Here is a 22,924-nt window from a genome sequence, read left to right on the forward strand (position 1 = left end):
GGTTTCCCCGATAGGACCTAAGGAGGACCCCAATGGGCTGGATCTTCGGCACCAACAAGATCACCATGATCACCCCCCAGGACGCACTCCCCGGCCGCTCCACCAGCATGCCGGTAGCACCCCGCCACCTGGTCCTGGACGCCCCCCTGGCACCCCCGTATCCCCCAGGCTCCGAAATAGCCGACTTCGGCCTCGGCTGCTTCTGGGGCGCCGAACGCAAGTTCTGGCAGACCCCCGGCGTCATCACCACCGCCGTCGGCTACCAGGGCGGCTACACACCCAACCCCACCTACGAAGAGGTCTGCTCCGGCCACACAGGCCACACCGAAGCCGTCCGCGTCGTCTACGACCCCACCCGCATCTCCTACGAGGAACTCCTCAAAGTCTTCTGGGAATCCCACGACCCCACCCAGGGCATGCGCCAGGGCAACGACGTCGGCACCCAGTACCGCTCCGCCATCTACACCCACACCCCCGCCCAGGAAAAGTCCGCCCAAGCCTCCAAGGACGCCTACCAATCCGTCCTCACCAACGCGGGCTACAACACCATCACCACCGAAATAGCCCCCGCCCCCGAGTTCTACTACGCCGAGAACTACCACCAGCAGTACCTGGAAAAGAACCCCAACGGCTACTGCGGCATCGGCGGCACCGGAGTCTCGTGTCCGATCGGTCTGCCGTCCGGTGAGGCGTGACCTGCTAGAACGTCGTTAGGTTGGCCCGTGATCGCTCGGCTTGTCCCGGGCTGGATCGCGGGCCTTCGCTGTGTGTCAATCTTCGGTCGATGCTTTCCACCGGGCTCTAGATTCCGTAGTCGATGTTGCCGCGGACATCAGCTGTACGCCTTCCGGTAGCAAGCTGATCCGGAGCGCAGGGCCGCCAAGACCCGAGCACAGGAAGCGGCGCGGCGGCCCTCTATTCGTGCTGAATGTAAAACTTCTCCACACTATCCACGATGAAATATCTGGGATCGTCACCGCGGTCTTTCATGTCTATCATTTCGATCACTTGAGCAGTTGTTAGAAAGATTATCACTTTCTTTTCTTCGGAATAAATTGTATTCCGACAGCGGTGTGCGGCATCGTTGGGGATTTTGTTGCAGCACATAATCGCCAACTTTCCCATGGAATCCTTTAGGTAATTCCGAGTTTGATTCGTTTCATCCTTGCCTATATCTTGCTGGTCGTAGTTCTTAAATTCTACAAGAATCAGCTTGGCGCTCAAATCGTGACGGAGTAGACCCCAAGCTGAACTCGTGTCTGTAATTCGGTTGGGAAAATATGGCGTCACGTCGATCCACCCCAGAGTATGATCGCGCTTGCACATGGGGTTCTGCGAGTGGCGGAACAAAGAGATACCGCAATGCTGCTAACGCAGCATCCTCATAATCCCTCCATCCAGCCATCCCCGGAGTGCAACCCCTGATCCTGCGTCGCAGCTCGGCGCCCGTAACATCGTCTCCCGAACTCACAAGACGCTCCGAGGGGGAGTGAAATAGTCGCTAATTAGATCTGGGAATGCAAGCAGATGGTTCTTAAGACGAAGGCCATCCATTACGTGGACAGACATACCCTTGTCATTCAGTTGCTGTAGCGCATTAGAGGCAACGCTTGTCAGTTGTCCGCTCGTCACAAGTAGGGCGCTTTCCGGCCCGAGGCTAGCGCTTCTTCTGTCGCAATGATCGCTCTCTGCTGATGAGGGCGAAGCAATGCACTAAAGGGCAAGTCTCGAAGTGCATCTAGACGCCCGGCATCCAACGGTGCTGTGCTCTGCTGGCCTATCTTGGGTTCCATCGCGTTCATGCGGTCAGCGTAGTTCAGTTCGGATATATCGTCTCGCAGAAGAGCGCTACCTATCACGCTCCGTCCCTAGCTGAAGCGTGGGCGTGTACAAAGCGGTGCCTGTTGATGGCCGTGCCCGCGCGTGGGCGGTGCTGGCCGCGACCGGCCGAAGAGTCGCAGCGCGGTCCGCAACCGCCCGACGCGCGCCGGACCGCCGCAGGCGGGGCCGGCTTTGATTACGTACAGATGGTGGCTGTGGATCTGTGTTGCCGCGTGGGATGTCCTGCTTGGCTTGAGACGTCCTGGTGTCGTCCCCGCATGTGGTGGTCCTGGTTGTTACTCGCTCGCATCCTCTTTGTGGTGCCTTACAGAGAGGAGCATGAGGAGGGAGACGATCATGCGACGAAGGGAGCAGGCAAGAGGGCGTTGCCGGGTGAGTAGGGCGGCGGTTCCTGCTCGGTGGCGGAGGTGACTGAAGGACCGTGAGCTAGGGTGGCGGCTTCTCGGGCGGCTCAGAGGAAGCGGTCGTCCAGTCGCTGACATGCTTGACCGACTGTGGTGTGCCCGCAGCGCGAACTCTGGGCCCACAGCTGACGTCGAAGCGTCACCTTCATCAAACGGAAGACCCTGCCGGACGAGCCTATATAGCATCAGTGCTATGGCCTGGGGTACTGTTGAGCTGGAACCCGAAGTTCGCGAGTGGCTGGAGAAGCTTCCTTCGGAGTCGTTTGCGCGGGCGGCCTTCTATGTCGATCTACTGGCGGCGGAAGGTCCCCTGCTGAGCGAGCCGTACACGAAGCAACTTGACGGCAAGCTGCGGGAACTCCGATTCCATCTTGACGAACATGCGATGCGGATCACCTATTGGATCGCTTCTGGGCGGCGGATCATGCTCTTAACGGTGTTTCACAAGAGTCGGATGCGCGAGACTCGCGAAGTCGAGCGCGCCCGCCGAGCCCTGCGTCGCTGCATCGAACAGGCGCACAGTCTCGACGAGGAGGAGCCAGCATGAGTGAGCGATCCGACTGGCGGGAACTCAGAGATCGTCGAATGACCGAACCGGGCGCCGCTGAGGCTTATGAAGCCGCACGCTTGGCTTACGAGCTCGGCAAGACGGTCCGGGTGATGCGCGAGGCGCGAGGCTGGAGCCAGAGCGACCTCGCCAGCAGGGCTGATATGACCCAGTCGGCAGTGGCCCGCTTCGAAGCAGGTGGGACTATTCCGACACTTCCGGTCCTTGAGCGCCTGGCACATGCCCTAGATGCGCATGTCGAGGTCCGCCTGACACCCCGGGTTCCGGCCGCTTGAACCTCCTGTTCCGCAGAACTTGGATCGGTTACTTGGAAGCCGCACCCCATACGACGATCCTGAGTCCCGTACCCGTAGGTACGGGCGTGGCTTGCCCGGCGGGTCTGCCGTCCGGCGAGGCGTAGACCCGCGGAGCTAACTCGATCCTGGCCCTTGATTGCCCGATCTTGAGCCCTCGCTCAGTTGGTCAGAGGGTGCGCCAGAACGAGCCGTTGGCCGAGGGGTCGTCGGGGTCGCCCTGCGGCACCGTGAAGCCTGCTCCCCACACCGTCGCCGTCCCTGGTCTGCGGGCAATCGAGAACAGTACGGCGTCGGTGCGGGCCTTCCGTGGGAGCGGGGTGTCCGTCCAAGCCGAACCTTTGACGTGCCACAGGGTGGAGTTCCAGTGGCTCTGCACGACCCATACGCCGCCCTTGCCGTCGGGCTCCACCTCTGTGTACGGCTGTGCGTTGGCGGTGCCGATCGAGGTGGCCCAGGAACTGCCGTTCCAGTGCATCACTAGAGTGCGGCTGAAGTTCACATCGTCGCCCTCGTCGTTGGCCCCTTCCCAGGTGACGCCGCCGACGGCCCACACGTTGCGCGGGCCCAGCACCGCGATGTCGTTGATGGCCGCGACGGCGTCAGGAGCGGGGAATTTGAGCGCGGGCGTGGGCACCAGTGCCCAGGACTTGCCGTTCCACCGCATGACTGCGGGACGGTTGCCTTTGGTCCCGGCTGCCCAAACGTCACCGGCCTTGTACGCGTCGACGGCGCTGGCGCGGCCAGGCAGCTGGATGCTCTTCCACGAGGATCCGTTCCAGTGCCTCGCCGAGGCTGCGGACCCGGCGACCGCCCAGATGTCCTTCGCGTTCGTTCCGTCGGCGTCGCTTGCCGAGAAGCCACCGCCGAGTGAGGTGCTGGTCCACGCCCGGCCGTTCCAGCGCGCGGCCTTGTCGTTGCCGAAGACCCACACGTTCCTGTTGGAGATGGCTGTCACGGCGTTCAGCTCATACGGGGGGCTGTTCGGGATCGCTTTCCACGACCCGCCGTCGAACCACTGAACCAGACCCCGCTGCTTCCCGTTCACAACCCGGTGACCAGCCGCCCACACCGACCCGTTGCCCAAGACCGTCACATCGTTGAGGACGTCATCCCCGGGCAGCGTGTTTACCCTGGTCAACTTCCACACCGGCGCGGCCCTCTCGACCTGGTGAGCCACACCGGTCGCCGCCATGGCCGGTGTGCACGCCAGCCCGAGCACACTCATCCCTGAGACGAATACGCTGCGCATGATTCGCTCCCTCCGTTCACTCCTATGACGCCTGGTGGAGAGGCTTCGTTCACAGAGAGACGTGCCGGCGAATGATGATGCCGCCCGTCGCTAACCCGCTCGTGGCATAGGGTTTCTGGGGGCAGAGGTCGTATTCGACCTGGAGGTTCGGGGATGGCCCAGATCAGAGACCTCTACCTCACGGCAGCGGCGTCCGCGGCCGAACTGATCGCGACCCCTCAGGTGGCCAGTTCGTGGCATGAGCCGAGCGCGTTGGCCAAACTCAGCGTCCAGGGTCTCGCCGGTCATCTGGCCGGGCAGATCTTCTTCATACCCAAGGTGCTCGCTGAGCCGGCGCCTGCCGAGGAAATCATCTCGATCCACGAGTACTACGCACGAGTGAGCTGGATCGGATCAGATCTCGACGATCCGTTTAACGCGCTTATCCGCACCAGCGGTGAAGAGGACGCGAAAGACGGCCCTGCGGCCCTCGCGGCCCAGGTGCACGCCACTGTCCAGGAGTTGCGCACCGTGCTCCCGGCCGCGCCGTCGCGGCCGGTGCGACGCCCTACCTGGGGAGCGTGGTCGATCAGCCTGGACGACTTCGTGACGAGTCGCCTGCTGGAGGTGGTCATCCACAGTGACGATCTGGCCCACAGTGTGGGCGTGCCGACGCCGGAACTGCCCGCCGAGGCCATCGAGACTGTCGTGGACCTGCTGACCCGAATCGCGCTGCGCCGGCACGGCGCGACCAATGTCCTACGAGCACTCAGTCGCGCCGAACGCGCCCCCGCCTCGATCTCCGCGCTGTAGCTCGTTCGGCGATCTTGCGCAGCTTGGCCGCTGGCAATGCCGCGGGCCCGGCGGCTCTGACTCGATAAGTACGGGAATCGGCAAGGGCGGTGACGTCCTTCGTGTTCGGGAAAACCGGACCTCCGTTGTGAGCGGATAGTGGCTATTTCCTGAGCTGTCTGGGGCTGACCTGCCAGGGCTTCAATGCAGCGCTTGGGTAAGGGGCGCCAACTGTCGGCTGAGTTTGAGGACGGCCTGGACCGTTTGTGGGTTGAGGCTGGGGCGGAAGGGTGTGGTGGGTTGGGCGTTGGGGCCGATGACTAGGCCGGTTTGGTTGTTGAGTGAGGGGTCGGTTGCGGCGAGGAGTGAGGGGCGGGCGGCTACTGAGGCGGGGCCGGAGGTGGCGCGTTCGAAGGTTCGGCGGACTAGGGGCCAGAGCAGGCGTAGGGCGGGGGAGACGATCTTGGGGGAGCGCATGGTGCCGTTGGTCATGGTGGTGGCGGCGCCGCCGGGGTCGGCTGCGAAGACCGAGATGCCGGTGCCGCGTAGTCGTTCGGCCAGGTCCAGGGTGTAGGCGAGGTTGGCGAGCTTTGCCCGGCCGTACCAGTGGAAGCCGTAGTAGCCGCCCGGTGGTTCGACGGCGTCGAAGGTGCGCTTGGCGACGCGGACCGAGCCGGAGGTGACGTTCACGATCCGGCTTGGGCTTCCGGCGCGGAGCGGTTCCAGCAGGAGTTCGGTGAGTAGGTATGGGGAGAGGTGGTTGACGGCGAAGGTCGCTTCGATCCGGTCGGGTGTCTGTTGCCGGTCCGCGAACATTGCCCCGACGTTGTTGACGAGAACGTTCAGTGGTCCGTCCGCCGCCAGTTGGGCCGCCAGGGCTCGTACGGCGTCGAGCGATGCGAGGTCGGCCGTCACGAAGCTCGCCTCCGCTCCCGTAGCGCCGATCCGCTCGACCGCATGGGCGCCGCGCTCGGCGTTCCGGCCGACCACGGTAACGGCGTAACCGGCCGCTGCCAGGCCTATCGCGGTTTCCAGGCCGATTCCCCCGGTTCCTCCCGTCACCACCGCCCGTTGGCTCATGGCTTCGTCCTCCTTAAGTGGATAACTATCCGATTCGCTGCTCGTACCGTATCACAATCGGATAGTTATCCGATTAGCGTGGGGGGCGCAGGCCCTCGAGGAGGACGTCGAGGTAGAGCTCGGCGTATTTGGGGTTTCCGTCGCCGGAGCGGACCGCGTGCTCGACGCCGCAGAGCAGGCGGCGGACGTCGTCGGCTTCGATGCCATGGCGGATGGCGCCAGCGTGGCGGGCGCGATCAAGCAGGTCCGCGACGGCGCGGTCGAGTTCGGCCTTCATCGCCGAGGTTCGCGCGTCGGCGTCGCTGGCGGATTCCAGCACTGCCGCGAAACCGGCATCGTCCAGCGCGCGTGCGAGGGCGAAACGCAGCAAGCGGTGCAGACCTGTGAGGGCGTTTTCGTCGGCCGCCGCGACTTGTGCCTCGCTGACGAGTTGCTGGAAGCGCTCTGCCGACAGCGCTTCCAGCAGCGCGTGCCGGTTGGGGAAATGCCGGTAGACCGTCCCGACGCCCACTCCCGCGAGCCGGGCGATGGTGTTCAGCTGGAGCGAGTCGTCGCCCGCGGCCAGCTGCTCGCGAGCGACCTGCAACACCCGGGCGCGATTGCGCGCGGCATCCGCGCGCAGCGCTGTCACCCGTACGGCTTTCGGTGTCACAGGCTCAGCCTAACGACGCCCATGTCCCTGGTAGGTTCCCGGGATGTTCTCGTTGCACGAGCCTCCGCTGTTCACTCGGCTCAAGCAGGCTCAGCGCGTCCTGGTGGCCGGAGCTGGGGGAGGCTTCGATGTGTACGCCGGGCTTCCGCTCGCTGTGGCGCTGTGGGAGCTGGGCAAGGACGTGCATCTGGCCAATTTGTCGTTCAGCCGGCTGCACGGGCTGGATCTCGAGGTCTGGGTGGATCAGGATGTGGCCGCGATCGGTCCGGAAACGGCCACCCGGGACTGGTATTTCCCAGAACGATCGCTTGCTCGCTGGCTCGAAGCCCACGACCTGCCTTCCACCGTGTACGCATTCCCCAAGGTCGGCGTAAGTCCGCTTCGCGCCGCTTACGAGGTGTTAGTGGAGAGGCTGGACATCGACGCCGTCGTCCTGGTCGATGGGGGAACCGACATCTTGCTGCGCGGTGACGAGGCGGGGTTGGGCACTCCGGAGGAGGATATGGCCAGCCTGGCCGCCGTACAGGGCCTTGAGGTGAGGGAGAAGATCGTCGCCTGCATTGGGTTCGGCGTGGATGCCTACCATGGGGTTAATCATGTCCAGGTGCTGGAGAATCTGGCGGCTTTAGACCGCGATGGAGCGTATCTGGGTGCGTTTTCCATCCCGCGCGCGAGCCGGGCATCCGAGTTCTATCTTGACGCCGTCGCGTACGCCCAGGCCGAGACACCGGCTCGTCCGAGCATCGTCAACGGGTCGATCGCGGCTGCATTAAACGGCCAGGTCGGCGATGCGCACTTCACTGCTCGTACCAGTGGCAGCGAGCTGTTCATCAATCCCTTGATGACTATTTACTTCGCCGTAGACGCTGACGGGCTGGCTCGCCGCTCGCTCTACCTGGACCGCCTCGAAGGCACCACCCTGATGCGCCAGATCAGGTCGACCATCCAGAGCTTCCGCGCGGAGATCACCCCCCGTTCACCCAGGGCATTTCCCCACTGAACTCATATCGCTCGCAAGAGCCTTTCCGCGAGGGTACGCAGGGCCGCGACCAGTTCGGGCGAACCCTCGACCGTGAAATCCTCGCCGAGCATTGCCAGGTAGCCGGCGAGCATCAGGGGATTGTCCGACCCTGGCTCGAACACGCACCGGTCCTCACCCAGCGGCTGGATCTCGGCCGGTACGGGCAGCTTCTGGGCCACCCGCTCGGCCGGCGCGTGGACGATCACCCGTGCCCGGTAGCGCCAGGGCGCCGTGGCGACGCCGCGGGAGACGCGCGACGCGACATCGCCAGGCAACGCCCGCGGGGTGAACCGCGGCCCCGTTGGCGTTCGGGGCTGGATGCGGTCCACGCGGAAGGTACGCCAGTCGTCACGCTCCACGTCCCAAGCGAACAGATACCAGCGGCGCCTGGTGTGGACCAGACGGTAAGGCTCGGTAGTACGCACCGCGTGATCGCCGTCGTGGCTGCGGTAGTCGAAGCGAAGCCGTTCATGGTCCCGGCACGCGGTCGCGATCGCCGTCAGCACACCCGCGTCGACAGTCGGCCCTGCCCAGGGCGTCGACACCGTGTACGCCTGGAGCGCGTCGACCCGCCGGCGCAGCCGTGACGGCAACACCTGCTGCAGCTTGACCAAGGCCCGGGCGGAGATCTCCTCGATCCCCGCGACGGTGCCGCCGACGGCCGTACGCAGGCTGACCACGACGGCGACGGCCTCCTCGTCGTCGAGCAGGAGCGGCGGCAGGTTGGCGCCCGCGCCGAGCCGGTAGCCGCCGGTCACACCAGATGCGGCCTGCACGGGGTAGCCGAGTTCGCGCAGCCGCTCCACGTCGTTGCGGATGGTGCGCGTGGTGACCTCCAGGCGGTCGGCCAGCTCGGGGCCGGTCCAGTTCTGCCTTGCCTGCAGGAGCGACAGCAGCTTCAGCAATCTGGCCGAGGTATCCAACATGCTCCGAGTCTGCCATCCAATCGCGGAAAGAACCTTTCCGCATTCCCTCGTAACGTGGCGGCATCCCCAAAGAGAAGGAGCGTCCTGATGGACATTCGGCCGTTCACCATCGCCATCCCGCAGGCCGACGTCGACGATCTGGCCGACCGGCTGGTAAGGACCCGCTGGCCCGATGAGCTGCCCGGCGCCGGGTGGAGCCGCGGCGTGCCACTGGAGTTCCTGAAAGAGCTGGCCACCCACTGGGCGGTGCACTACGACTGGCGCGCCGCGGAAGCGCAGCTGAACGAATTTCCGCAGTTCACCACCGAAATAGACGGGCAGCGGATTCACTTCCTGCATGTCCGCTCCGACAATCCCGACGCGCTCCCGCTGCTGATCACGCACGGATATCCCAGCTCGTTCGCCGAATTCACCACGCTGATCGGGCACCTGCGGCAGGACTTCCACGTGGTGGCGCCGTCGCTGCCCGGCTTCGGCTTCTCCACGCCGGTACGCGAGAGTGGCTGGGCGATGAGCCGTACCGCCCGCGCCTGGGTCGAGCTGATGCGCCGCCTTGGCTATCACCGGTACGGCGTGCACGGCGGCGACGTCGGCGCCGGTGTCTCGGGCGCCGTGGCGGGCCTGGACGGCGAGCATGTCGTGGGAGTCCACGTAGTGACCGACCCGCTCACGGCAGCGGCCACGGCCACCTTCCTGCCTGGCATGGCCGACAGGCTGGCCCCGGCGGACCCGGTGGACAAACTGATCCTGGACCGGATGGCAGAGTTCCAACGCCAAGGCAGCGGCTACCTGGCGATCCAGAACAGCCGCCCCCAGACCATCGGATATCTGCTCAACGACTCACCCGCCGGTCAACTCGGCTGGATCGCGGAAAAGTTCGAGGAGTGGACCGACCTGCCCTACGACCGCGACCAACTGCTCACCATCGTGAGCCTCTACTGGCTCACCGGTTCCGGCATCTCCGCCGCCCGCTTCCTGTACGAGCAGGCCCACTCCTCCGACTGGGGGGCGCCACCGGCCGTACCGCAGGGGTTCGCGGTGTTCGGCGCCGACGCCACGGTCCGCAAGCTGGTCAACCCGCCCGCAGGCGCGTACTGGGCGGAGTACGAGCGGGGCAAGCACTTCCCAGCCATGGAAGCACCGGAGGTCCTGGCCGCGGACCTGCGCACCTTCTTCGGCGAGCTGAAGTAACGGCGACCGACCCTGGCGCTCCGTCAAGTGCTGGTGGCCAGGGTATGTGCGATAATGGCACTATGGCGAAGGATCAAGGATGGCTTGAAGTCGGTAGGCGCGTGTCTGAGGCTCGTAGGGCGCGTGGCCTGAGTCAAGACCATCTTGCTGATGCCATGGGATTGGATCGGACTGCGATCACCAAGATCGAAGCGGGCCGAAGGCAGATCAAATCCCTGGAGCTTGTACGTCTTGCGGAGATCCTCGATCGGCCTTTGCAGTGGTTTGTATCAGCGCCGCCCAGTGCCAGCGTGAGTCGGCGCGCGGCTATAGCTGGTCCGCTTGGCGATCAGAAGAGTGACCAGGCCATTGAGGATCTCGCGCGTGACGTAAGGCTTCTGGTCGATATACGTGCGCTTGTTCCTGGCGGCCATGTGGGCGCGATCAAGCCAGGTGACCAGGGCTGGGCTTCCGAGACGGCTGCGGCTCAGGCTCGCGAGGCCATGTGCCTCGATGCCGGTGAACCGATTCATGACTTGGCTGAACATGCGGAGAAGGTTGGTCTGTTCTCCTTCTCATTGAGCTTGGGCGAAGCGGATGCGGACGGCGCTTATGTCGAAGTCGAGAGCGCGGGGGTCGCACTTATAAATGGGGACCTCGACCCAGGTAGAAGGCGTTCAACGCTCGCTCATGAACTTGGGCACCATCTGTTCGGCGACGCCTACTCGCTGGATTGGGGAGCGAACACCAGTGAAACTGAGAGGGCAATCGATAGCTTTGCCATTAGTTTGCTGTTCCCTCGGGTTGGGGTAGTTAAACGGTGGTCGGAGCTACGACAGGACCACAGTCTGCGTCAAGCCGCGATTATTGTCAGCGCTGAGTATAGGATCAGCTGGACTGCCGCCTTGAAGCAACTGAAGAGCTTCGGGTTGCTCTCGAAGGACGACTACAAACTACTTGATTCGAGATCCTCCACCCGGGCTGACTATCTTGAATGCAACCTTCGCATCACGGAGGAGCTGCAGTCACCCTATATCGCTACTGGGTTCTCTGCCGCTGCGATACGCGCATATCGGAGCCATCGACTCTCGGCAGAGAGGGTGACTGAGCTGCTGCGGGGCCAGATCGAAATCGATGAATTGCCGCTGCGTGACGAGATCCCGCTGGAGGCCATGCGGGGTGAATTGCGTTGAATGGTGAGCGATATGTTATCGACAGCTCACCGCTAAACTATTTCGCACGCTCCAATCAATTGCCGGTCCTGGGTAAGTTGCTGGGCGATCGTGCGTGCTCTATTACGGGAGCTGTTGAGCAGGAGATCCTCAAGGGGCGGAACCAAGTACGCGCAGCTGTATCAAGTTTCCATTCAGTCCTGGATCGCGGTCGTGGAAGAGTCGGCGCTAGACTATCTCGTCTTGTTCTCTGCGTATCATGAGCGGCTTGGCAGAGGTTCAAAGAATATCGGTGAGGCCACTACCCTGGCATATGCCGAATTCCACGGCATTACCGCGGTCGTGGATGACCGCGCCGGTCGCCGCCACGGCCTGGAGCGTGGCGTTAAGATTACGGGGAGTCTTGAAATCCTTTGCGAAGGAATTCGGGGCGGAATAATCGACGTGGCGGAAGCGGCGACCGTAGTCGATCTTTTGAGTGATCATGAAGCCTTCTTGCCGTGCGATGGGACTACCTTCTTCGCCTGGGCCCAAGCGGAAGGGCTCCTTGACTGATGGGATAGCCCCCCTCGTGCTGTCCAGCTGCCTGGTGGGGTTGGGTGCCGGTCCCAGGTGATCTATCTGAGCAAGGGTCTTCTCGGATACTGGCGGGACGCTGAGCCGTCACGACCAGAGGGACATCGTGGCCAGCGGTGAAGCGTGACCTGCTGGTCCATCGCCGAATGCTCGGGATCGCGGATCTTGCCCTCATCAGCCCGGTGCAGTTGGGATGATCCACGGCGTTGTTGGTGTTCGGCGTTGATGAGTTGAAATCGCTGGACAGGAGAGCAGGATGACCGACCTGACGGATCAGACGATTAAGGCGCTGCGTTCGGAGTTCGATGAGCTCGCGGCGTTGGTGCGTGGGTTTGACGAGGAGGATCTCGCTCGGCAGTCGGGGGCGGCGGAGTGGGATGTGTCGCAGGTGCTGAGTCATCTGGGGAGTGGGGCGGAGATCAATCTCGCTGCGCTTGAGGGGGCGGTGCGGGGGGCCGGTGCTCCCGGAATGGAGTTCATTCAGGGGGTGTGGGGGCGGTGGGACGCGATGTCGCGTGTGCAGCGGGCCGAGGGTTTCGTCGGGGCGAATGAGGCGCTGGTGCGGCGCTTCGAGGAGCTGGATCCGCAGACGAGGGGGGACGTTCGCGTTCATCTCTGGTTTCCGACTGAGCCGGTGGACGTGGCCTCGTTTGGCGCGATGCGGCTTAGTGAGGTCGCTCACCACACCTGGGATGTCAAGGTCGCGGTGGACCCGGGGGCGACGCTGAATCCGGAGACCGTCGGGCTGCTGGTGGATCGTGTGGGGTCCGTCGTCGGCTTTGCCGGCAAGCCTGCGGGGCTGGGCGGGGGCCAGGCGACCGTAGCGGTGCACATCACCTCGCCAGAACGGTCCTTTGGGCTCGATATTCGTGAGGCGGTGGCCATCGTCGATGTTCCGGATGCGCCGGACGCGGTTCTCACTGCCCCGGCGGAGTGGTGGCTGCGTCTGGTCGTTGGGCGTCACGCTCCGGAGCGCACTCCGGCTGCGGTGGAGGTCACTGGCGCGGTAACCCTGGACGACTTGCGCCGGGTCTTCCCCGGGTACTGAGCGTGTCAGAACGATAATGCCCCCCGTCACTCGAAAGGCGCTTGCGATGCATTGGTCTTTGTGCTCGTGGGCGCCGGGGTTGGCTGTCCTGTGGGAACCACCGCCACAGGAGGCTGACTGGTCTTCGTGACCGCCTTCTGGGGAGGTTCTGTGGCCTGGTCTTCCCCTGAGGGTCGTTCGTCAGCGGTGGGCTGTTCTGTTTCCTTGCTGGTGGGCTCGGGTTTCTTGGAGAACGGGTGTTTGGTCTCCCAGTAGCGCCAGCCTTCCATTCTGGCGGGGACGTTGGCTATTCCGCTGGCGATCTTGACGTGGCGGCATGTGCCGAGTACCGACCAGGCCGACCAGCCGATGCGGTAGCCGAAGACGCGGTACCAGGTGTTGCCGTACATGCCTTTGCTGATCTTTCGCGTGTATTCGTGGCCGGTGAAGATCTTGTGTCGGACTTCGACGCGGGGACGGTCCAGCCTCCGAAAGTGGCGGATCACGTCTTTGGCGGTGATGGACTCTTGGCCTTCATCCTCGAACTCGAGGTAACCGAGCACTTCGTGTTCCCGTAGGACCGACACCTTCATCGAGCCGCCAGGGCCGTCGACGTAGCGGGTGCGGGGTATGAAGAAGTTTCTCGGTGTGAGCCGGCCGAACTTGTAGAAGTGGCGCGGTCCGCACCGTTTGCGCTTGTCATTGAGGCAGAAGTCGGCTGACTTGCAGTGCTCGTGTTGGTCGTTCTCGGCACTGGCTGTCGCCGGGGCCGAGGTGACGACCAGAGTCATCGAAAGAAAGCCACGCATGGTCGCCATCGCCGTTCTCCTCGCCGCGTGACGTGCCTTCGGCCGGGCGGTAGCGGCTGGGGCTTTTGTCCGGGGAATAGGCGTGGGCATATACCGTTCCTTTCGGAATGTGATTCTTGGTCGCGGCTGACGCGTAGGCCCGAATGTGACCTACTTGTCCAGTGAGCAAGCCGACGAGACCGGTATGATGCTTACAGTTGCCGCGAGCCACCTCACAACGCAACGCCGACGTTGAATTCCTGTACCGGAAAAGAGTCGGTGAAAAAGTGTCAATGTGTCAGCGATGCTCGAATCCTGGGCTCAGTCCGGCTTTGGTGATCACATCTGGTGTTGATCGGGACCCCCGCAGGCGACGCCCAGTGTGATGGGGTACAATGCCCAGCCTGCCTCACTACGGACAAATCCTGATGTGCGTTTCCCTCCGGCGGGTGCCGACACTAGGCGATCTTGGGAATTTTGTGGCATTTTCGCAACGGAGTCGCAACAGTCCCGATTCGGGCAACGGGCGGCTGTGAAGATTGAGTCTTGTGAAGGAAGGCGTTGCTCTCGTTGACCGGATGATCGCCCGAAGTCACGACTTCGAATGTTATTCAAGAATTTTCTTGCGCCCTGGTGCAATTTCTTGGTCGAACACCCATAGGGGAGATCAATGATGAAGGTTGATATCAAGATTGGCTCGCTGGCCATGGCCACGGGAGTCTGTTTGGTGGCCGGTGCGGTGACGAGCATTGGGGACGGCGACAGCGAGCTTCGGGGTTTAAGGTTGGCGTCCGCTCCCGCACCGCTCACGCGCGTGCCTACGGGACCTGGCAAGGTGCGCTGCCCGCAGCCCACCAAGATCGTCGGCAACGCCTCCGCGCTCCAGCAGGCGATCAAGTCGGCCCGGCCGGGCGAGGTCATCCAACTGCGTCCGGGCATCTACAAGGGCAAGTTCGTCGCCCAGAAGTCGGGCACGAAGGCGAAGCCGATCTTCCTGTGCGGCACCGCCAAGGCGGTTCTGGACGGCGGCGGCATCAAGAACGGGTACGCCTTCCACCTCAACAAGGTGAGCTTCTGGCGACTGGTGGGCTTCTCCGTCCAGAACAGCCAGAAGGGCATCATGGCCGACCGGACCAGAAGCTCGATCATCCAGGGCCTTACCGTGCATGACATCGGCGACGAGGCGATCCATCTCCGCAATTTCAGCACCGGCAACATCGTGCAGTACAGCAAGATCTACAACACCGGCCTGCGCCGCCCGAAGTTCGGTGAGGGCGTCTATCTCGGGTCGGCGGAATCCAACTGGGGCAAGTACACCGGCGGGCGGATGGACCAGAGCGACAGAAACCTGGTGCGCGGAAATGTCATCCGGGCCACGGCCGAAGCCATCGACATCAAGGAAGGCACCAGCGGGGGCCGCATCGTCGGCAACATCTTCGACGGGTCCGCGCTCGTCGGGGACGACGTCAACGACTCCTGGGTCGACGTCAAGGGCAACAACTACGTGATCGAGGGCAACTCCGGAAAGAAGACGCCGCAGGACGGCTTCCAGACGCACGAGATCATCGATGGCTGGGGCACCGGCAACATCTTCCGCAAGAACAGGATCGATCTTGCCGGTGGCAAGGGCGTCGGCATCAACGACACCGTGGGCGGCAACACCATCGCGTGCGACAACAAGGTCATCGGCGGCCGGCTCACGAAGAAGGGCACCTGTTCCTGACGTTGCACCTAACCCAATGCTCACCGTTACCCGGCGCCGTTAGCGCTGGTGGTGGTTCTCGTCGCGCCGGCGCCACGAACAGCAGCGGTGTTCTGGCCCCTCAGACCGTGATGACGACCTTTCCTGGGGCATGCCCCCTTTCCAGATAGCTGATGGCCGCCGGGATCTCCTCGAACGGGTAACGTCGGTCGATGACCGGGGTGATCTTCCCGCTTTCGATGAACTCGGTCAGCGCTATCAGGTTCTGCTTGTTCTCCGTACATCGGACCACGTCCGCCAGGGCCGCGCGCTGGGAGGTGAACCCCGATAGCGCGACCGCCGAGATCATGCTTCCCATCGGTCGTATCCATCGGCCGGACTGTCCGCCGACGATGACGCGGGCGCCCTTGCGTGTCAGCGCCCGTCGGCACGCCGACATCGACCGGCCTCCCGCGACGTCCAGCAGGATGTCGTACCGGCGCCCATTTCGCGTGAAATCCGCGCGGGTGTAGTCGATGACGTCACTCGCGCCAAGGGAGCGGACCAGGTCCACGTTCCTCGTGCTGCAGACGCCCGTGACCTCCCCGCCCAAGGCTCGGGCGATCTGCACCGCGAACGTTCCCACGCCCCCCGAAGCTCCGTTGATCAGGACCTGCTGACCCGGCTGGAGCCGTCCCACGTCGCGCAGGCCGATCAGGGCGGTGTTGGCCGCCATCGGCACGGCCGCAGCCTGCTCGTACGACAGGTTCTTCGGCTTCGGCGCCAGCTCACTTTCCCGTACGCACACATAATCGGCGAAGCCGCCCTGTAAGAGCATCGCGAACACCTCGTCGCCCGGGTGGAATTCCGTCACGTCCTTGCCGACCGCCTCGACGTTTCCGGCGATGTCCACACCCAGGATGCCGAGCTTCGGGGTTCGCAGCCCGAGCCCGCCAGGCATCAGACGCGCGAGGTACGGCTCGCCGCGCATGTTATGCCAGTCGTACGGATTGACAGAGGTGGCGATCACCCGAACCAGCACCTCGTCGTCGCCGGGCACGGGCTTGTCGATGTCGGTGAGATCCAGAACGCTGGTTGGGCCGTACGAGCGCAGAACGAACGCCTTCATCACATTCTCCTTGTCCGCTGATTTCCCCCGAGCGTAGGAAAATCGCGCGAAAGGCTCATCGGCCGAAAGTACGCCCGATTGGTGGATGATCGGCCAGCTCAGCTCCGGCCGTTCTGTCGATGAACCAGCGTCGCCTCAGCCGTCACGATCGGGTCATGACCCACCAAAGCGGCCAGCGAACGGTGACACTCGTGCCGATTTTGCTGATCATGCTCAGTTTCGTCCCGGTGGTCGCGGGCGCGGTGCGCCTCACCGAGCTGACGGGGGGCGCGGCGATCACGCCGGAGAACGCGCGGTTCTTCGCGGCTCCGCTGCCCGTGATGCTGCACATCGTCGGCGCCAGTACGTACTGCGTTCTGGGGGCTTTCCAGTTCGTCCCCGGGTTCCGCCGTCGCAGGCCAGGCTGGCACCGCGCCGCCGGACGCCTGCTGATCGTGTGCGGACTCCTCGCCGCGCTCACCGGCCTGTGGATGACCTTGTTCTCGCCCCTCCCCGCCGGTGACGATGGTCTCCTCTCCGGTTTCCGGATCTTGTTCGGTACGGCCATGGCGGCGTGCATCCTCCTCGGCCTGGCCGCGATCCGGCGGCGGGACATCACCCGGCACCGCGCCTGGATGATCCGCGGTTACGCGATCGGCCAGGGCGCGGGCACCCAGGCGCTGATCCACCTTCCCGCGGCGCTGGTCATTGGCACGCCTGACGGGCTCACCCGAACGCTGCTCCTGGGCGCCGCCTGGGTGATCAACCTCGCCGTGGCCGAATGGATCATCCGTTCCTGACCCGGTTGGTCTCGTACGCCCAGATGGCGATCTCGACGCGATTGCGGACGCCGAGCTTGGCCATGAGGCTGGTGATGTGGGACTTGACCGTGCTGAGCGAGATGTAGAGCTCGTCGGCGATCTCGCTGTTGGTCCGCCCGCGTGCCACCGTGGCGAGAATCTGTTCCTCCCGCTCCGTGAGCTCCTCGATCGGCCGCATCGCCGGTTCGGCGGGCCCGGAGCGGGCGAAAGCCCCTAACAGGCGAGCGGTGATGCTCGGGGCGATGAGCGCGTCGCCGTTGGCCGCGGCGTGTACGGCCTGGGAGAGCAGCGCGGTTCCGGCGTCCTTGAGCAGGAAACCCCGGGCTCCGGCCCGAAGCGCGGCGTAGACGTACTCATCGAGGTCGAACGTGGTGATGACGACGACCGCGAGCGGATCCTCCACGCCCGGCCCGGCGAGCGCCCGGGTGGCCTGGATACCGTCGATGGCGGGCATGCGAATGTCGAACAGGCACACGTCGGGGCGCAGGCGGCGGGCGAGTTCGACGGCTCGCCGCCCGTCGGCCGCTTCGCCGATGACCTCGATGTCCGGCTGGGCGTTGAGTATCATCACGAGCCCCGTCCTGACGATCTCCTGGTCGTCGGCGACGATCACCCGGACGCTCATGTGGCCGCCCCGGCGCGAGGCAGGACGGCGGTCACGGTCCACCCTCGATCCGGGTTCGGGCCCGCCACGCAGGTGCCGCCGAGCAGGTCAGCGCGTTCCACCATGCCGATGATCCCGTATCCCGGCTGGCGAGTCTGGCTGGTCTCGCCGTCGTCGCTCACCCGCAGGCGTACGGACGTCTCGTCGGCGGCGACGCGGACCTGCACGCGCGTGGCGTGGCGCGCGTGCCGCCGGGCGTTGGTGATCGACTCCTGGGCGAGGCGGTAGATCGCGGCCCCGACCGATGGCGGGACGTCGTCGACGTCGCCGAGGATTTCCACCTCGACGGACGGCCCCGAGCGGCCAGTGCTCGCGAGCTGCTCGACGTCGGCGATCCGCCGCCCCGGCGTCAGGTCAGCCGGTTGGTCGCGGCGGAGCACCCGGACCATGCTGCGCATCTCGGCGAGGGCACGTGACGCCTCCGCCTCGATCACCTGCAGCGCCTCGGTCGCCGCGTTCGGCTGCGCCGCCGCCGTCGCGAGGCCCGCCTGAGCCCGGATCGCCATGGCTGAGACGTGATGCGCGACGGTGTCATGCAGCTCACGCGCCAGCTGCTCCCGTTCGAGCAACTTGACCTGATCGAGCTCGCGCATCCGCGCCCCGGCCCGATACCGGAACGCCGCTCCCAGGGCGATGCCCAGGAACAGGACGGTGCTTCCGCCGATCACGTCGGCGATGCCGGTGGTGGTGTAGGTGGTGGCCAGCGAGAAGGAGGCCTTGGTGAGAATGACTGCCAGCCCGATCACCGCCTCGCGCCCGGACCCCCACCGGACCAACGCGTACACCAGGAGCAGCAGATACACCAGCGTGTTCGTCTCTAAGGAGCCGCTGCCCGCCAACAGGTCGGCTACGCCGGTGATGCCGAAGGCGATCACGACCATCAGCAGCGGTCTGGTCCGGCGCCACAGCAGGGTGGGCACCAGCCCGGCGGAGAGGATCACCGAAATGACCGGCCACGGAAGATCTTTCCGCAGAACCCCTTCGAGCACGGCGATCGGCACCAGCACACCCACGAGCGCCCAATCCCGCCACACCCGCCGCGGCGGATTGGGCGGACGGGGCTCATCCCACACAGAACGAAGAAGGGGAAGCACCCCATCATGGTACGAAAACTCGCCTCACTCCGGACCGGCCCAAAGTATGAAAACGCCATCCGGGCAGGGCTTGCGGTTGGGATTTATGAGACAACCGTCGACTGCGCTACCGGGCGGGTGGTCGTCAATTCGCGGGGGTCGAGCACTTCGATGTCGACAATCGCGGTTCTTGACGGGTTGAGGTTGAGCCAGATGACGGGTTCGTCGCCGCGTTCCAGTTCGATCAGGTCGTATCCGGCCGAGCCTGGGGGTGCGGTGAGAAGGTTGACGCACGTGGGTGTGCAGGTGCATCTGCCCAGGTACGGCAAAGCGTCGACGGTGGCCGCCAGCGGGTCGGGCGCGAGCAGGGCGACGATGTTGGCGGTGAGGTGCGGATATACATCCCTCAGCCGTAGTTCTGTGCTGGTCATGGCAGGCCCTCCCGGAGATGGTCGTGGTTTAGCGGAGGTATTCGAGAATCAGGACGGTGAGGGTGGCCACGGCCAGGAACGCGCCGCCCGCGGTGAGGACCGCCGCGGAGGGGGCCATGCCGGACGCGACGCTCACGATGTAGCAGCACAGCGCGAGGATAATGGAGATCAGGCCCGCAATGGTCAAGGACGTCAGTCGTGACACTTTCGCACGCTCACTTCGCTGGATCAGGTTATAGCGATGCCCGGAACCGCGCGAATGTGATGTGACGATGGTCGTCGCATTGTATTCGATGCGAAAGAGAATTATTCTCAGATCGTCGCGGTGAGCAACTGGGCGATCTTTCTACCATCGTGTGACGGTTGAGTCCACGGATCGGCCGAACTTCGGACAACAATCGCTACCGGCGGACGAGTGCGAACGTCGCCGGACATATCCGGATGGATCCGGACGGCTCCGGATGCATGCGGATTTTTGACACTGATTGCCCCTATGGCGGTGGTAAACCCAGAATCGGGAATTATCGGTGCAGGGCGTGCCAAGCCCCACTAGCCTGACATATGCACCGGAGTTACCGGTGTGACTCCTGGTGGGCAAGGGCTGAACGCGCCTGATGTCCCTTTTGCTTGCCGCCTGACCGTAGTCCTGAAACGGATCTTGCTCATGAGTGAAGCGAGCGCAAGTCGGTGTCATGTAGATCACTTACTTGAGAGGTCCAGGAGCCTCCATCTCGACGCGGGCCACCCGACCCTGCAGATGGTCGAGCAGGTCGCCAACGATCTCATCGAGGAGCAGCAGGGGGCCAGAATCCACATCGCCTGGAAACGCCTTCCCACCTCAACCGTGTCCGAGGTCCTGAGCGGCAAGTTTCGTAAGCTTCCGGACTGGCAGTTCTTTCACACCTTCGTGGCTGTGTGCCATCGTCTCGCGGTCGCGAACGAGCTCGAGGTTCCGCCGGCGAGGGAGTTGATGGCGGAGTTCGGCAGCCTCTGGAAAGCGGCCAAACTCGAAACAGGCGGCTCCTTGGCGTACGTCAGTTCGCCACGCTGGACACCCGGCGACATCCTCGAGCCCACCATCCAGGAAGTACGGGTGGAGCGATTTCCGTCCGTCCAGTTTCGGATGCCCCGAGCCTGGGGCAGGAGCGGCGCCGCGATTCTCCGCCGGGCCGCCATGGGCGACGCGAACGCGGCTTACCAGGCAGCCATTCTCCTCGCCTGCGAAGCGTCCATCATGACCGACCACACCGACAGAAAGAACTGTCTTCTGGACATGGCCGCTTTCTGGCGCGGAAAGGCCACCGGCAAGGTCGAGAAGGCCGCCGCGCTCCGCCTGAAGGGCACCCCACTCCGGCGCGCCGCCGAAGACCTCGCACTCGGCTACAAACGATCAGGAAAGCCGTGCGTCATATTCTTCCGAGCATTTCTCCAGGTTGAAGCAGCATTGCGCGGCAACAAGGTCGAGCCCCGGCCCACCCCCAGCACAACGAACCCCACCCCCGCCGACTCCAGCAAGTAGCCGTCCCCCCTTGACCTGGGAACTTGCGTAGCCTGCAAGCTACGTTGCAGGCTACGCAATGACCGTGCTGATCTTGCTTCCGACGTTGTTGCCTCCCTTCCAAGGAGAGGAGATCAACGACTCACCGGTTCAGGGAGCGACCTCCCACAGGGCAGACATCGGGAGCGCGCGCATCCGGTCGCCGAATGGAAGTTTTTCCTGGCCTGAGTAGAGGACGAAACCAGCGATGAGGCGGTCGCCCACCCTGTCCGCCAGGTGACGGAGGCCCCTGAAGTCGTCTGCTCGGACAGTTTCGGCTGCCTTGACTTCGATGCCGATGATTTCGCCGGATGCCCGTTCGAGGATGGCGTCGACTTCGATATTGTCGCGGGTTCGGTAGTGGTAGAGGTGGACGGGCTCTTCTGCCCAGGTCAGTTGGCGGGCCAGCTCACTTAGAGCGAAGTTCTCCAGGAGCGGGCCGACCGGGGCGGTGATTCCTGCCGCGCGGGCTGGTGTGAGACCGGAGAGGTGAGCACCTAGGCCCGTATCGACCGCGAGAAGTTTCGGGGTTGCCACAGCGCGGGTGGTGGCGTTGGCGGACCAGGCCGGAATCCGTCTCACCACGTAGATCAGGTCGAGTAGATCGATGTAGCGCTTCACTGTCGTGCGGGGGAGCCCGAGGTCATTGCTGAGGTGGTCGATGACCAACAGACCTCCCATGCGGCCGCATAGGACGTTCAGCAAACGCCGCATATCTGATGGCCGCTCGATGTCGGCCACCTGCTTCACATCCCTATTGATCAGATCGGTGATATACGACTCGAAGAATCGGGCTCGCCTCCGGTGTGTCGAGCGGTGGACGGCCTCTGGGTAGCCGCCTGTGAGCGCCCGATTGACGTAGTCGGCCCGACGAAGCCGGGATTTTGGGACTCGGAGCTCCGGACCCTCGTGGAATGCGGCGTCAATGAATCCATCGGGACAACGCTCGATCTCCCCTTGGGAGAGCGGCCAGAGTTCGATGGTCTCCGTGCGACCTGGGAGGGCGTCGGGGAGGTCGCGAAGGCCCAGGAGACGCGCCGAACCTGTCAGCAGGAAACGACCCGGTCGGGGATCGGCGTCGACTTCTCGCTTGATGGAGAGCAGGAGATCGGGCACGCGCTGGATCTCATCGATGAGGGTGAGCCCGTCGTGGTAGACGATCCCGTCCGGATCCCGGCGGGCGGCCGCACGAACCGCCGCTTGGTCCAAGTAGATCTCACGAGAACCAGGTGACCGCTGAACGATGGCCTTCGCGAGCGTGCTCTTGCCTACCTGGCGTGCTCCATTGATGACGACGACGCGGGTGTCGGCGAGGGCTTCCATCGCCATGGCCTCTGCGCGGCGGGGGAAGACGGTCAACTCATCGATGTCCACTGCCTAAATATAGGCCGCTCTAGCGCAACCGTGGTGGATCTGCCGTAGGATTGGTGGTGGTCTAGCCGTAGTGTTGGTGGTGGATCTGCCGTCATGATCGTGGTGGATCTGCCGCAACATGAGTGGTGGGTCTGCCGCTGTTGTGGTGGTGGATCTGCCGGTGGTTTGGGAGGTTGGAGCACGAAGGGGCGGAGGGCCTCTGTCTACTATCCCGGTATGGGTGTGCGTGAGCTTCGGCTGGTTGTGACCGCAGACGACTACGAGAGGGCGTTGCGGTTTTATCGGGATGTGTTGGGGTTGCCTGAGTTGGCTGACTTCTCGTCGGAGGATGGGCGGGTTCGGTTGCTGGACGCGGGACGGGCGACGTTGGAGTTGGTCGACGCGCGGCAGGCGGAGTTCATCGATCGGGTTGAGGTGGGGCGGCGGGTCGCTGGGCATATTCGGGTGGCTTTTGAGGTGGGGGACACCGCGCGGGTGACGGCGGAGTTGGCGGAAGCGGGAGCGCAGGTGGTCGCGGCACCGACGCGGACGCCGTGGGGTTCGCTGAACGCGCGGCTTGAGGGGGAGGCGGGGTTGCAGCTGACGCTCTTCGAGGAGTTGGGGGAGTGAGTGCCTAGTCGTGGGATTGGCGGTGGTTGCCGTCTTAGCCCCACCCGCCCACCCTTTGTTTGATTCCGGGCTCCGCCCGGCCCC

At 64.2% G+C, this 22,924-nt stretch carries 25 protein-coding genes; 12 read left to right on the plus strand and 13 right to left on the minus strand.

Going from position 1 to position 22,924, the window contains the following annotated elements; genetic code table 11:
• Window positions 1-32: 32 nt before the first annotated feature.
• Window positions 33-695 carry a peptide-methionine (S)-S-oxide reductase MsrA gene (gene msrA, locus ABGB08_RS01550; protein ID WP_347585324.1) on the plus strand — a complete coding sequence of 221 codons (663 nt, stop codon included), beginning with the start codon at window positions 33-35 and terminating at the stop codon, window positions 693-695.
• Window positions 696-915: 220 nt separating this feature from the next.
• Here msrA and ABGB08_RS01555 read toward each other — a convergent pair whose 3' ends face one another.
• Complete coding sequence (locus ABGB08_RS01555; RefSeq protein ID WP_347585327.1) at window positions 916-1,224, minus strand: hypothetical protein; 309 nt, start codon at window positions 1,222-1,224, stop codon at window positions 916-918.
• A 1,215-nt stretch (window positions 1,225-2,439) separates the two neighbouring features.
• On the opposite strand from ABGB08_RS01555, the gene ABGB08_RS01560 reads away from it, so the two are divergent.
• On the plus strand, window positions 2,440-2,793 hold the full coding sequence (locus ABGB08_RS01560; protein WP_347585331.1) for a type II toxin-antitoxin system RelE/ParE family toxin: 354 nt from the start codon (window positions 2,440-2,442) through the stop codon (window positions 2,791-2,793).
• Window positions 2,790-3,089, plus strand: a complete 300-nt coding sequence (locus ABGB08_RS01565) for a helix-turn-helix transcriptional regulator (RefSeq protein WP_347585334.1) — start codon at window positions 2,790-2,792, stop codon at window positions 3,087-3,089. Before ABGB08_RS01560 ends, ABGB08_RS01565 begins: the two co-directional genes overlap by 4 nt.
• 187 nt (window positions 3,090-3,276) lie before the next feature.
• Here ABGB08_RS01565 and ABGB08_RS01570 read toward each other — a convergent pair whose 3' ends face one another.
• A complete protein-coding gene (locus tag ABGB08_RS01570; protein WP_347585337.1) occupies window positions 3,277-4,359 on the minus strand; it encodes a hypothetical protein in 1,083 nt (360 codons plus the stop codon).
• A 153-nt stretch (window positions 4,360-4,512) separates the two neighbouring features.
• Between ABGB08_RS01570 and ABGB08_RS01575 the strand changes: the two genes are divergently transcribed.
• Window positions 4,513-5,151 (plus strand): maleylpyruvate isomerase N-terminal domain-containing protein, encoded by a 639-nt coding sequence (locus ABGB08_RS01575; RefSeq protein WP_347585341.1) that lies wholly within the window; start codon window positions 4,513-4,515, stop codon window positions 5,149-5,151.
• Between the two features lie 180 nt (window positions 5,152-5,331).
• On the opposite strand, the gene ABGB08_RS01580 is transcribed toward ABGB08_RS01575, so the two are convergent.
• Together ABGB08_RS01580 and ABGB08_RS01585 are read right to left on the minus strand one after the other, a co-directional pair.
• Window positions 5,332-6,210 (minus strand): SDR family NAD(P)-dependent oxidoreductase, encoded by an 879-nt coding sequence (locus ABGB08_RS01580; RefSeq protein WP_347585344.1) that lies wholly within the window; start codon window positions 6,208-6,210, stop codon window positions 5,332-5,334.
• Window positions 6,211-6,283: 73 nt separating this feature from the next.
• Window positions 6,284-6,862: a helix-turn-helix domain-containing protein gene (locus ABGB08_RS01585; protein ID WP_347585348.1), complete on the minus strand. Its 579-nt coding sequence runs from the start codon at window positions 6,860-6,862 to the stop codon at window positions 6,284-6,286.
• A 43-nt stretch (window positions 6,863-6,905) separates the two neighbouring features.
• Here ABGB08_RS01585 and ABGB08_RS01590 point away from each other — a divergent pair, with 43 nt between their 5' ends.
• On the plus strand, window positions 6,906-7,862 hold the full coding sequence (locus tag ABGB08_RS01590; protein WP_347585351.1) for a DUF1152 domain-containing protein: 957 nt from the start codon (window positions 6,906-6,908) through the stop codon (window positions 7,860-7,862).
• Window positions 7,863-7,864: 2 nt separating this feature from the next.
• On the opposite strand, the gene ABGB08_RS01595 is transcribed toward ABGB08_RS01590, so the two are convergent.
• Entirely contained in the window at window positions 7,865-8,809 is a 945-nt protein-coding gene (locus ABGB08_RS01595; protein WP_347585354.1) for a YafY family protein, read from the minus strand.
• A gap of 87 nt (window positions 8,810-8,896) precedes the next feature.
• Here ABGB08_RS01595 and ABGB08_RS01600 point away from each other — a divergent pair, with 87 nt between their 5' ends.
• Both ABGB08_RS01600 and ABGB08_RS01605 read left to right on the plus strand, forming a co-directional pair.
• Window positions 8,897-10,000: an epoxide hydrolase family protein gene (locus ABGB08_RS01600; RefSeq protein WP_347585356.1), complete on the plus strand. Its 1,104-nt coding sequence runs from the start codon at window positions 8,897-8,899 to the stop codon at window positions 9,998-10,000.
• Between the two features lie 62 nt (window positions 10,001-10,062).
• Window positions 10,063-11,172, plus strand: a complete 1,110-nt coding sequence (locus tag ABGB08_RS01605; RefSeq protein WP_347585358.1) for an XRE family transcriptional regulator — start codon at window positions 10,063-10,065, stop codon at window positions 11,170-11,172.
• Window positions 11,173-11,430: 258 nt separating this feature from the next.
• Here the strand turns inward: ABGB08_RS01605 and ABGB08_RS01610 are convergent, their stop codons facing one another.
• A complete protein-coding gene (locus ABGB08_RS01610) occupies window positions 11,431-11,637 on the minus strand; it encodes a hypothetical protein (protein WP_347585360.1) in 207 nt (68 codons plus the stop codon).
• Window positions 11,638-11,983: 346 nt separating this feature from the next.
• Here ABGB08_RS01610 and ABGB08_RS01615 point away from each other — a divergent pair, with 346 nt between their 5' ends.
• Complete coding sequence (locus ABGB08_RS01615) at window positions 11,984-12,775, plus strand: maleylpyruvate isomerase family mycothiol-dependent enzyme (protein ID WP_347585362.1); 792 nt, start codon at window positions 11,984-11,986, stop codon at window positions 12,773-12,775.
• Window positions 12,776-12,801: 26 nt separating this feature from the next.
• Here the strand turns inward: ABGB08_RS01615 and ABGB08_RS01620 are convergent, their stop codons facing one another.
• Window positions 12,802-13,572, minus strand: coding sequence for a hypothetical protein (locus ABGB08_RS01620; protein WP_347585364.1), 771 nt, complete (start codon window positions 13,570-13,572; stop codon window positions 12,802-12,804).
• Window positions 13,573-14,356: 784 nt separating this feature from the next.
• Here ABGB08_RS01620 and ABGB08_RS01625 point away from each other — a divergent pair.
• Complete coding sequence (locus ABGB08_RS01625; protein WP_347585366.1) at window positions 14,357-15,265, plus strand: right-handed parallel beta-helix repeat-containing protein; 909 nt, start codon at window positions 14,357-14,359, stop codon at window positions 15,263-15,265.
• 100 nt (window positions 15,266-15,365) lie between these two features.
• On the opposite strand, the gene ABGB08_RS01630 is transcribed toward ABGB08_RS01625, so the two are convergent.
• On the minus strand, window positions 15,366-16,352 hold the full coding sequence (locus tag ABGB08_RS01630) for an NAD(P)-dependent alcohol dehydrogenase (RefSeq protein WP_347585368.1): 987 nt from the start codon (window positions 16,350-16,352) through the stop codon (window positions 15,366-15,368).
• A gap of 155 nt (window positions 16,353-16,507) precedes the next feature.
• Between ABGB08_RS01630 and ABGB08_RS01635 the strand changes: the two genes are divergently transcribed.
• Window positions 16,508-17,131, plus strand: coding sequence for a DUF2306 domain-containing protein (locus ABGB08_RS01635; protein WP_347585370.1), 624 nt, complete (start codon window positions 16,508-16,510; stop codon window positions 17,129-17,131).
• On the opposite strand, the gene ABGB08_RS01640 is transcribed toward ABGB08_RS01635, so the two are convergent.
• The 4 genes from ABGB08_RS01640 to ABGB08_RS01655 form a co-directional block, all read right to left on the minus strand.
• Complete coding sequence (locus ABGB08_RS01640) at window positions 17,118-17,777, minus strand: response regulator transcription factor (RefSeq protein ID WP_347585372.1); 660 nt, start codon at window positions 17,775-17,777, stop codon at window positions 17,118-17,120. The two genes, ABGB08_RS01635 and ABGB08_RS01640, sit on opposite strands and share 14 nt — an antisense overlap.
• On the minus strand, window positions 17,774-18,910 hold the full coding sequence (locus ABGB08_RS01645) for a histidine kinase (protein ID WP_347585374.1): 1,137 nt from the start codon (window positions 18,908-18,910) through the stop codon (window positions 17,774-17,776). Before ABGB08_RS01645 ends, ABGB08_RS01640 begins: the two co-directional genes overlap by 4 nt.
• Before the next feature lie 83 nt (window positions 18,911-18,993).
• Entirely contained in the window at window positions 18,994-19,320 is a 327-nt protein-coding gene (locus ABGB08_RS01650; protein ID WP_155353777.1) for a hypothetical protein, read from the minus strand.
• Window positions 19,321-19,348: 28 nt separating this feature from the next.
• Complete coding sequence (locus ABGB08_RS01655; RefSeq protein ID WP_155353776.1) at window positions 19,349-19,525, minus strand: hypothetical protein; 177 nt, start codon at window positions 19,523-19,525, stop codon at window positions 19,349-19,351.
• 552 nt (window positions 19,526-20,077) lie between these two features.
• On the opposite strand from ABGB08_RS01655, the gene ABGB08_RS01660 reads away from it, so the two are divergent.
• The gene (locus tag ABGB08_RS01660; protein WP_347585377.1) at window positions 20,078-20,839 is read left to right on the plus strand and encodes a hypothetical protein; all 762 of its coding nucleotides are present in this window, start codon (window positions 20,078-20,080) and stop codon (window positions 20,837-20,839) included.
• A 129-nt stretch (window positions 20,840-20,968) separates the two neighbouring features.
• Here ABGB08_RS01660 and ABGB08_RS01665 read toward each other — a convergent pair whose 3' ends face one another.
• The gene (locus ABGB08_RS01665) at window positions 20,969-22,231 is read right to left on the minus strand and encodes an ATP-binding protein (RefSeq protein WP_347585380.1); all 1,263 of its coding nucleotides are present in this window, start codon (window positions 22,229-22,231) and stop codon (window positions 20,969-20,971) included.
• Window positions 22,232-22,447: 216 nt separating this feature from the next.
• Between ABGB08_RS01665 and ABGB08_RS01670 the strand changes: the two genes are divergently transcribed.
• A complete protein-coding gene (locus ABGB08_RS01670; protein ID WP_347585383.1) occupies window positions 22,448-22,840 on the plus strand; it encodes a VOC family protein in 393 nt (130 codons plus the stop codon).
• The last annotated feature ends 84 nt before the right edge of the window (window positions 22,841-22,924 follow it).

The organism is Acrocarpospora sp. B8E8 (genome assembly GCF_039871605.1).
Taxonomy (GTDB): domain Bacteria; phylum Actinomycetota; class Actinomycetes; order Streptosporangiales; family Streptosporangiaceae; genus Acrocarpospora; species Acrocarpospora macrocephala.

Bases quoted from the DNA above. Each gene is read 5' to 3' on its own strand.
- ABGB08_RS01570 (WP_347585337.1), bottom strand. From the start codon at position 4,359: ATGCGCAGCGTATTCGTCTCAGGGATGAGTGTGCTCGGGCTGGCGTGC.
- ABGB08_RS01580 (WP_347585344.1), bottom strand. From the start codon at position 6,210: ATGAGCCAACGGGCGGTGGTGACGGGAGGAACCGGGGGAATCGGCCTG.
- ABGB08_RS01615 (WP_347585362.1), top strand. From the start codon at position 11,984: ATGACCGACCTGACGGATCAGACGATTAAGGCGCTGCGTTCGGAGTTC.
- ABGB08_RS01610 (WP_347585360.1), bottom strand. From the start codon at position 11,637: ATGATCACTCAAAAGATCGACTACGGTCGCCGCTTCCGCCACGTCGAT.
- ABGB08_RS01635 (WP_347585370.1), top strand. From the start codon at position 16,508: ATGACCCACCAAAGCGGCCAGCGAACGGTGACACTCGTGCCGATTTTG.
- ABGB08_RS01595 (WP_347585354.1), bottom strand. From the start codon at position 8,809: ATGTTGGATACCTCGGCCAGATTGCTGAAGCTGCTGTCGCTCCTGCAG.
- ABGB08_RS01605 (WP_347585358.1), top strand. From the start codon at position 10,063: ATGGCGAAGGATCAAGGATGGCTTGAAGTCGGTAGGCGCGTGTCTGAG.
- ABGB08_RS01565 (WP_347585334.1), top strand. From the start codon at position 2,790: ATGAGTGAGCGATCCGACTGGCGGGAACTCAGAGATCGTCGAATGACC.
- ABGB08_RS01575 (WP_347585341.1), top strand. From the start codon at position 4,513: ATGGCCCAGATCAGAGACCTCTACCTCACGGCAGCGGCGTCCGCGGCC.
- ABGB08_RS01670 (WP_347585383.1), top strand. From the start codon at position 22,448: ATGGGTGTGCGTGAGCTTCGGCTGGTTGTGACCGCAGACGACTACGAG.
- ABGB08_RS01660 (WP_347585377.1), top strand. From the start codon at position 20,078: ATGGTCGAGCAGGTCGCCAACGATCTCATCGAGGAGCAGCAGGGGGCC.
- ABGB08_RS01620 (WP_347585364.1), bottom strand. From the start codon at position 13,572: ATGGCGACCATGCGTGGCTTTCTTTCGATGACTCTGGTCGTCACCTCG.
- ABGB08_RS01600 (WP_347585356.1), top strand. From the start codon at position 8,897: ATGGACATTCGGCCGTTCACCATCGCCATCCCGCAGGCCGACGTCGAC.
- ABGB08_RS01560 (WP_347585331.1), top strand. From the start codon at position 2,440: ATGGCCTGGGGTACTGTTGAGCTGGAACCCGAAGTTCGCGAGTGGCTG.
- ABGB08_RS01590 (WP_347585351.1), top strand. From the start codon at position 6,906: ATGTTCTCGTTGCACGAGCCTCCGCTGTTCACTCGGCTCAAGCAGGCT.
- ABGB08_RS01640 (WP_347585372.1), bottom strand. From the start codon at position 17,777: ATGAGCGTCCGGGTGATCGTCGCCGACGACCAGGAGATCGTCAGGACG.
- msrA (WP_347585324.1), top strand. From the start codon at position 33: ATGGGCTGGATCTTCGGCACCAACAAGATCACCATGATCACCCCCCAG.
- ABGB08_RS01630 (WP_347585368.1), bottom strand. From the start codon at position 16,352: ATGAAGGCGTTCGTTCTGCGCTCGTACGGCCCAACCAGCGTTCTGGAT.
- ABGB08_RS01650 (WP_155353777.1), bottom strand. From the start codon at position 19,320: ATGACCAGCACAGAACTACGGCTGAGGGATGTATATCCGCACCTCACC.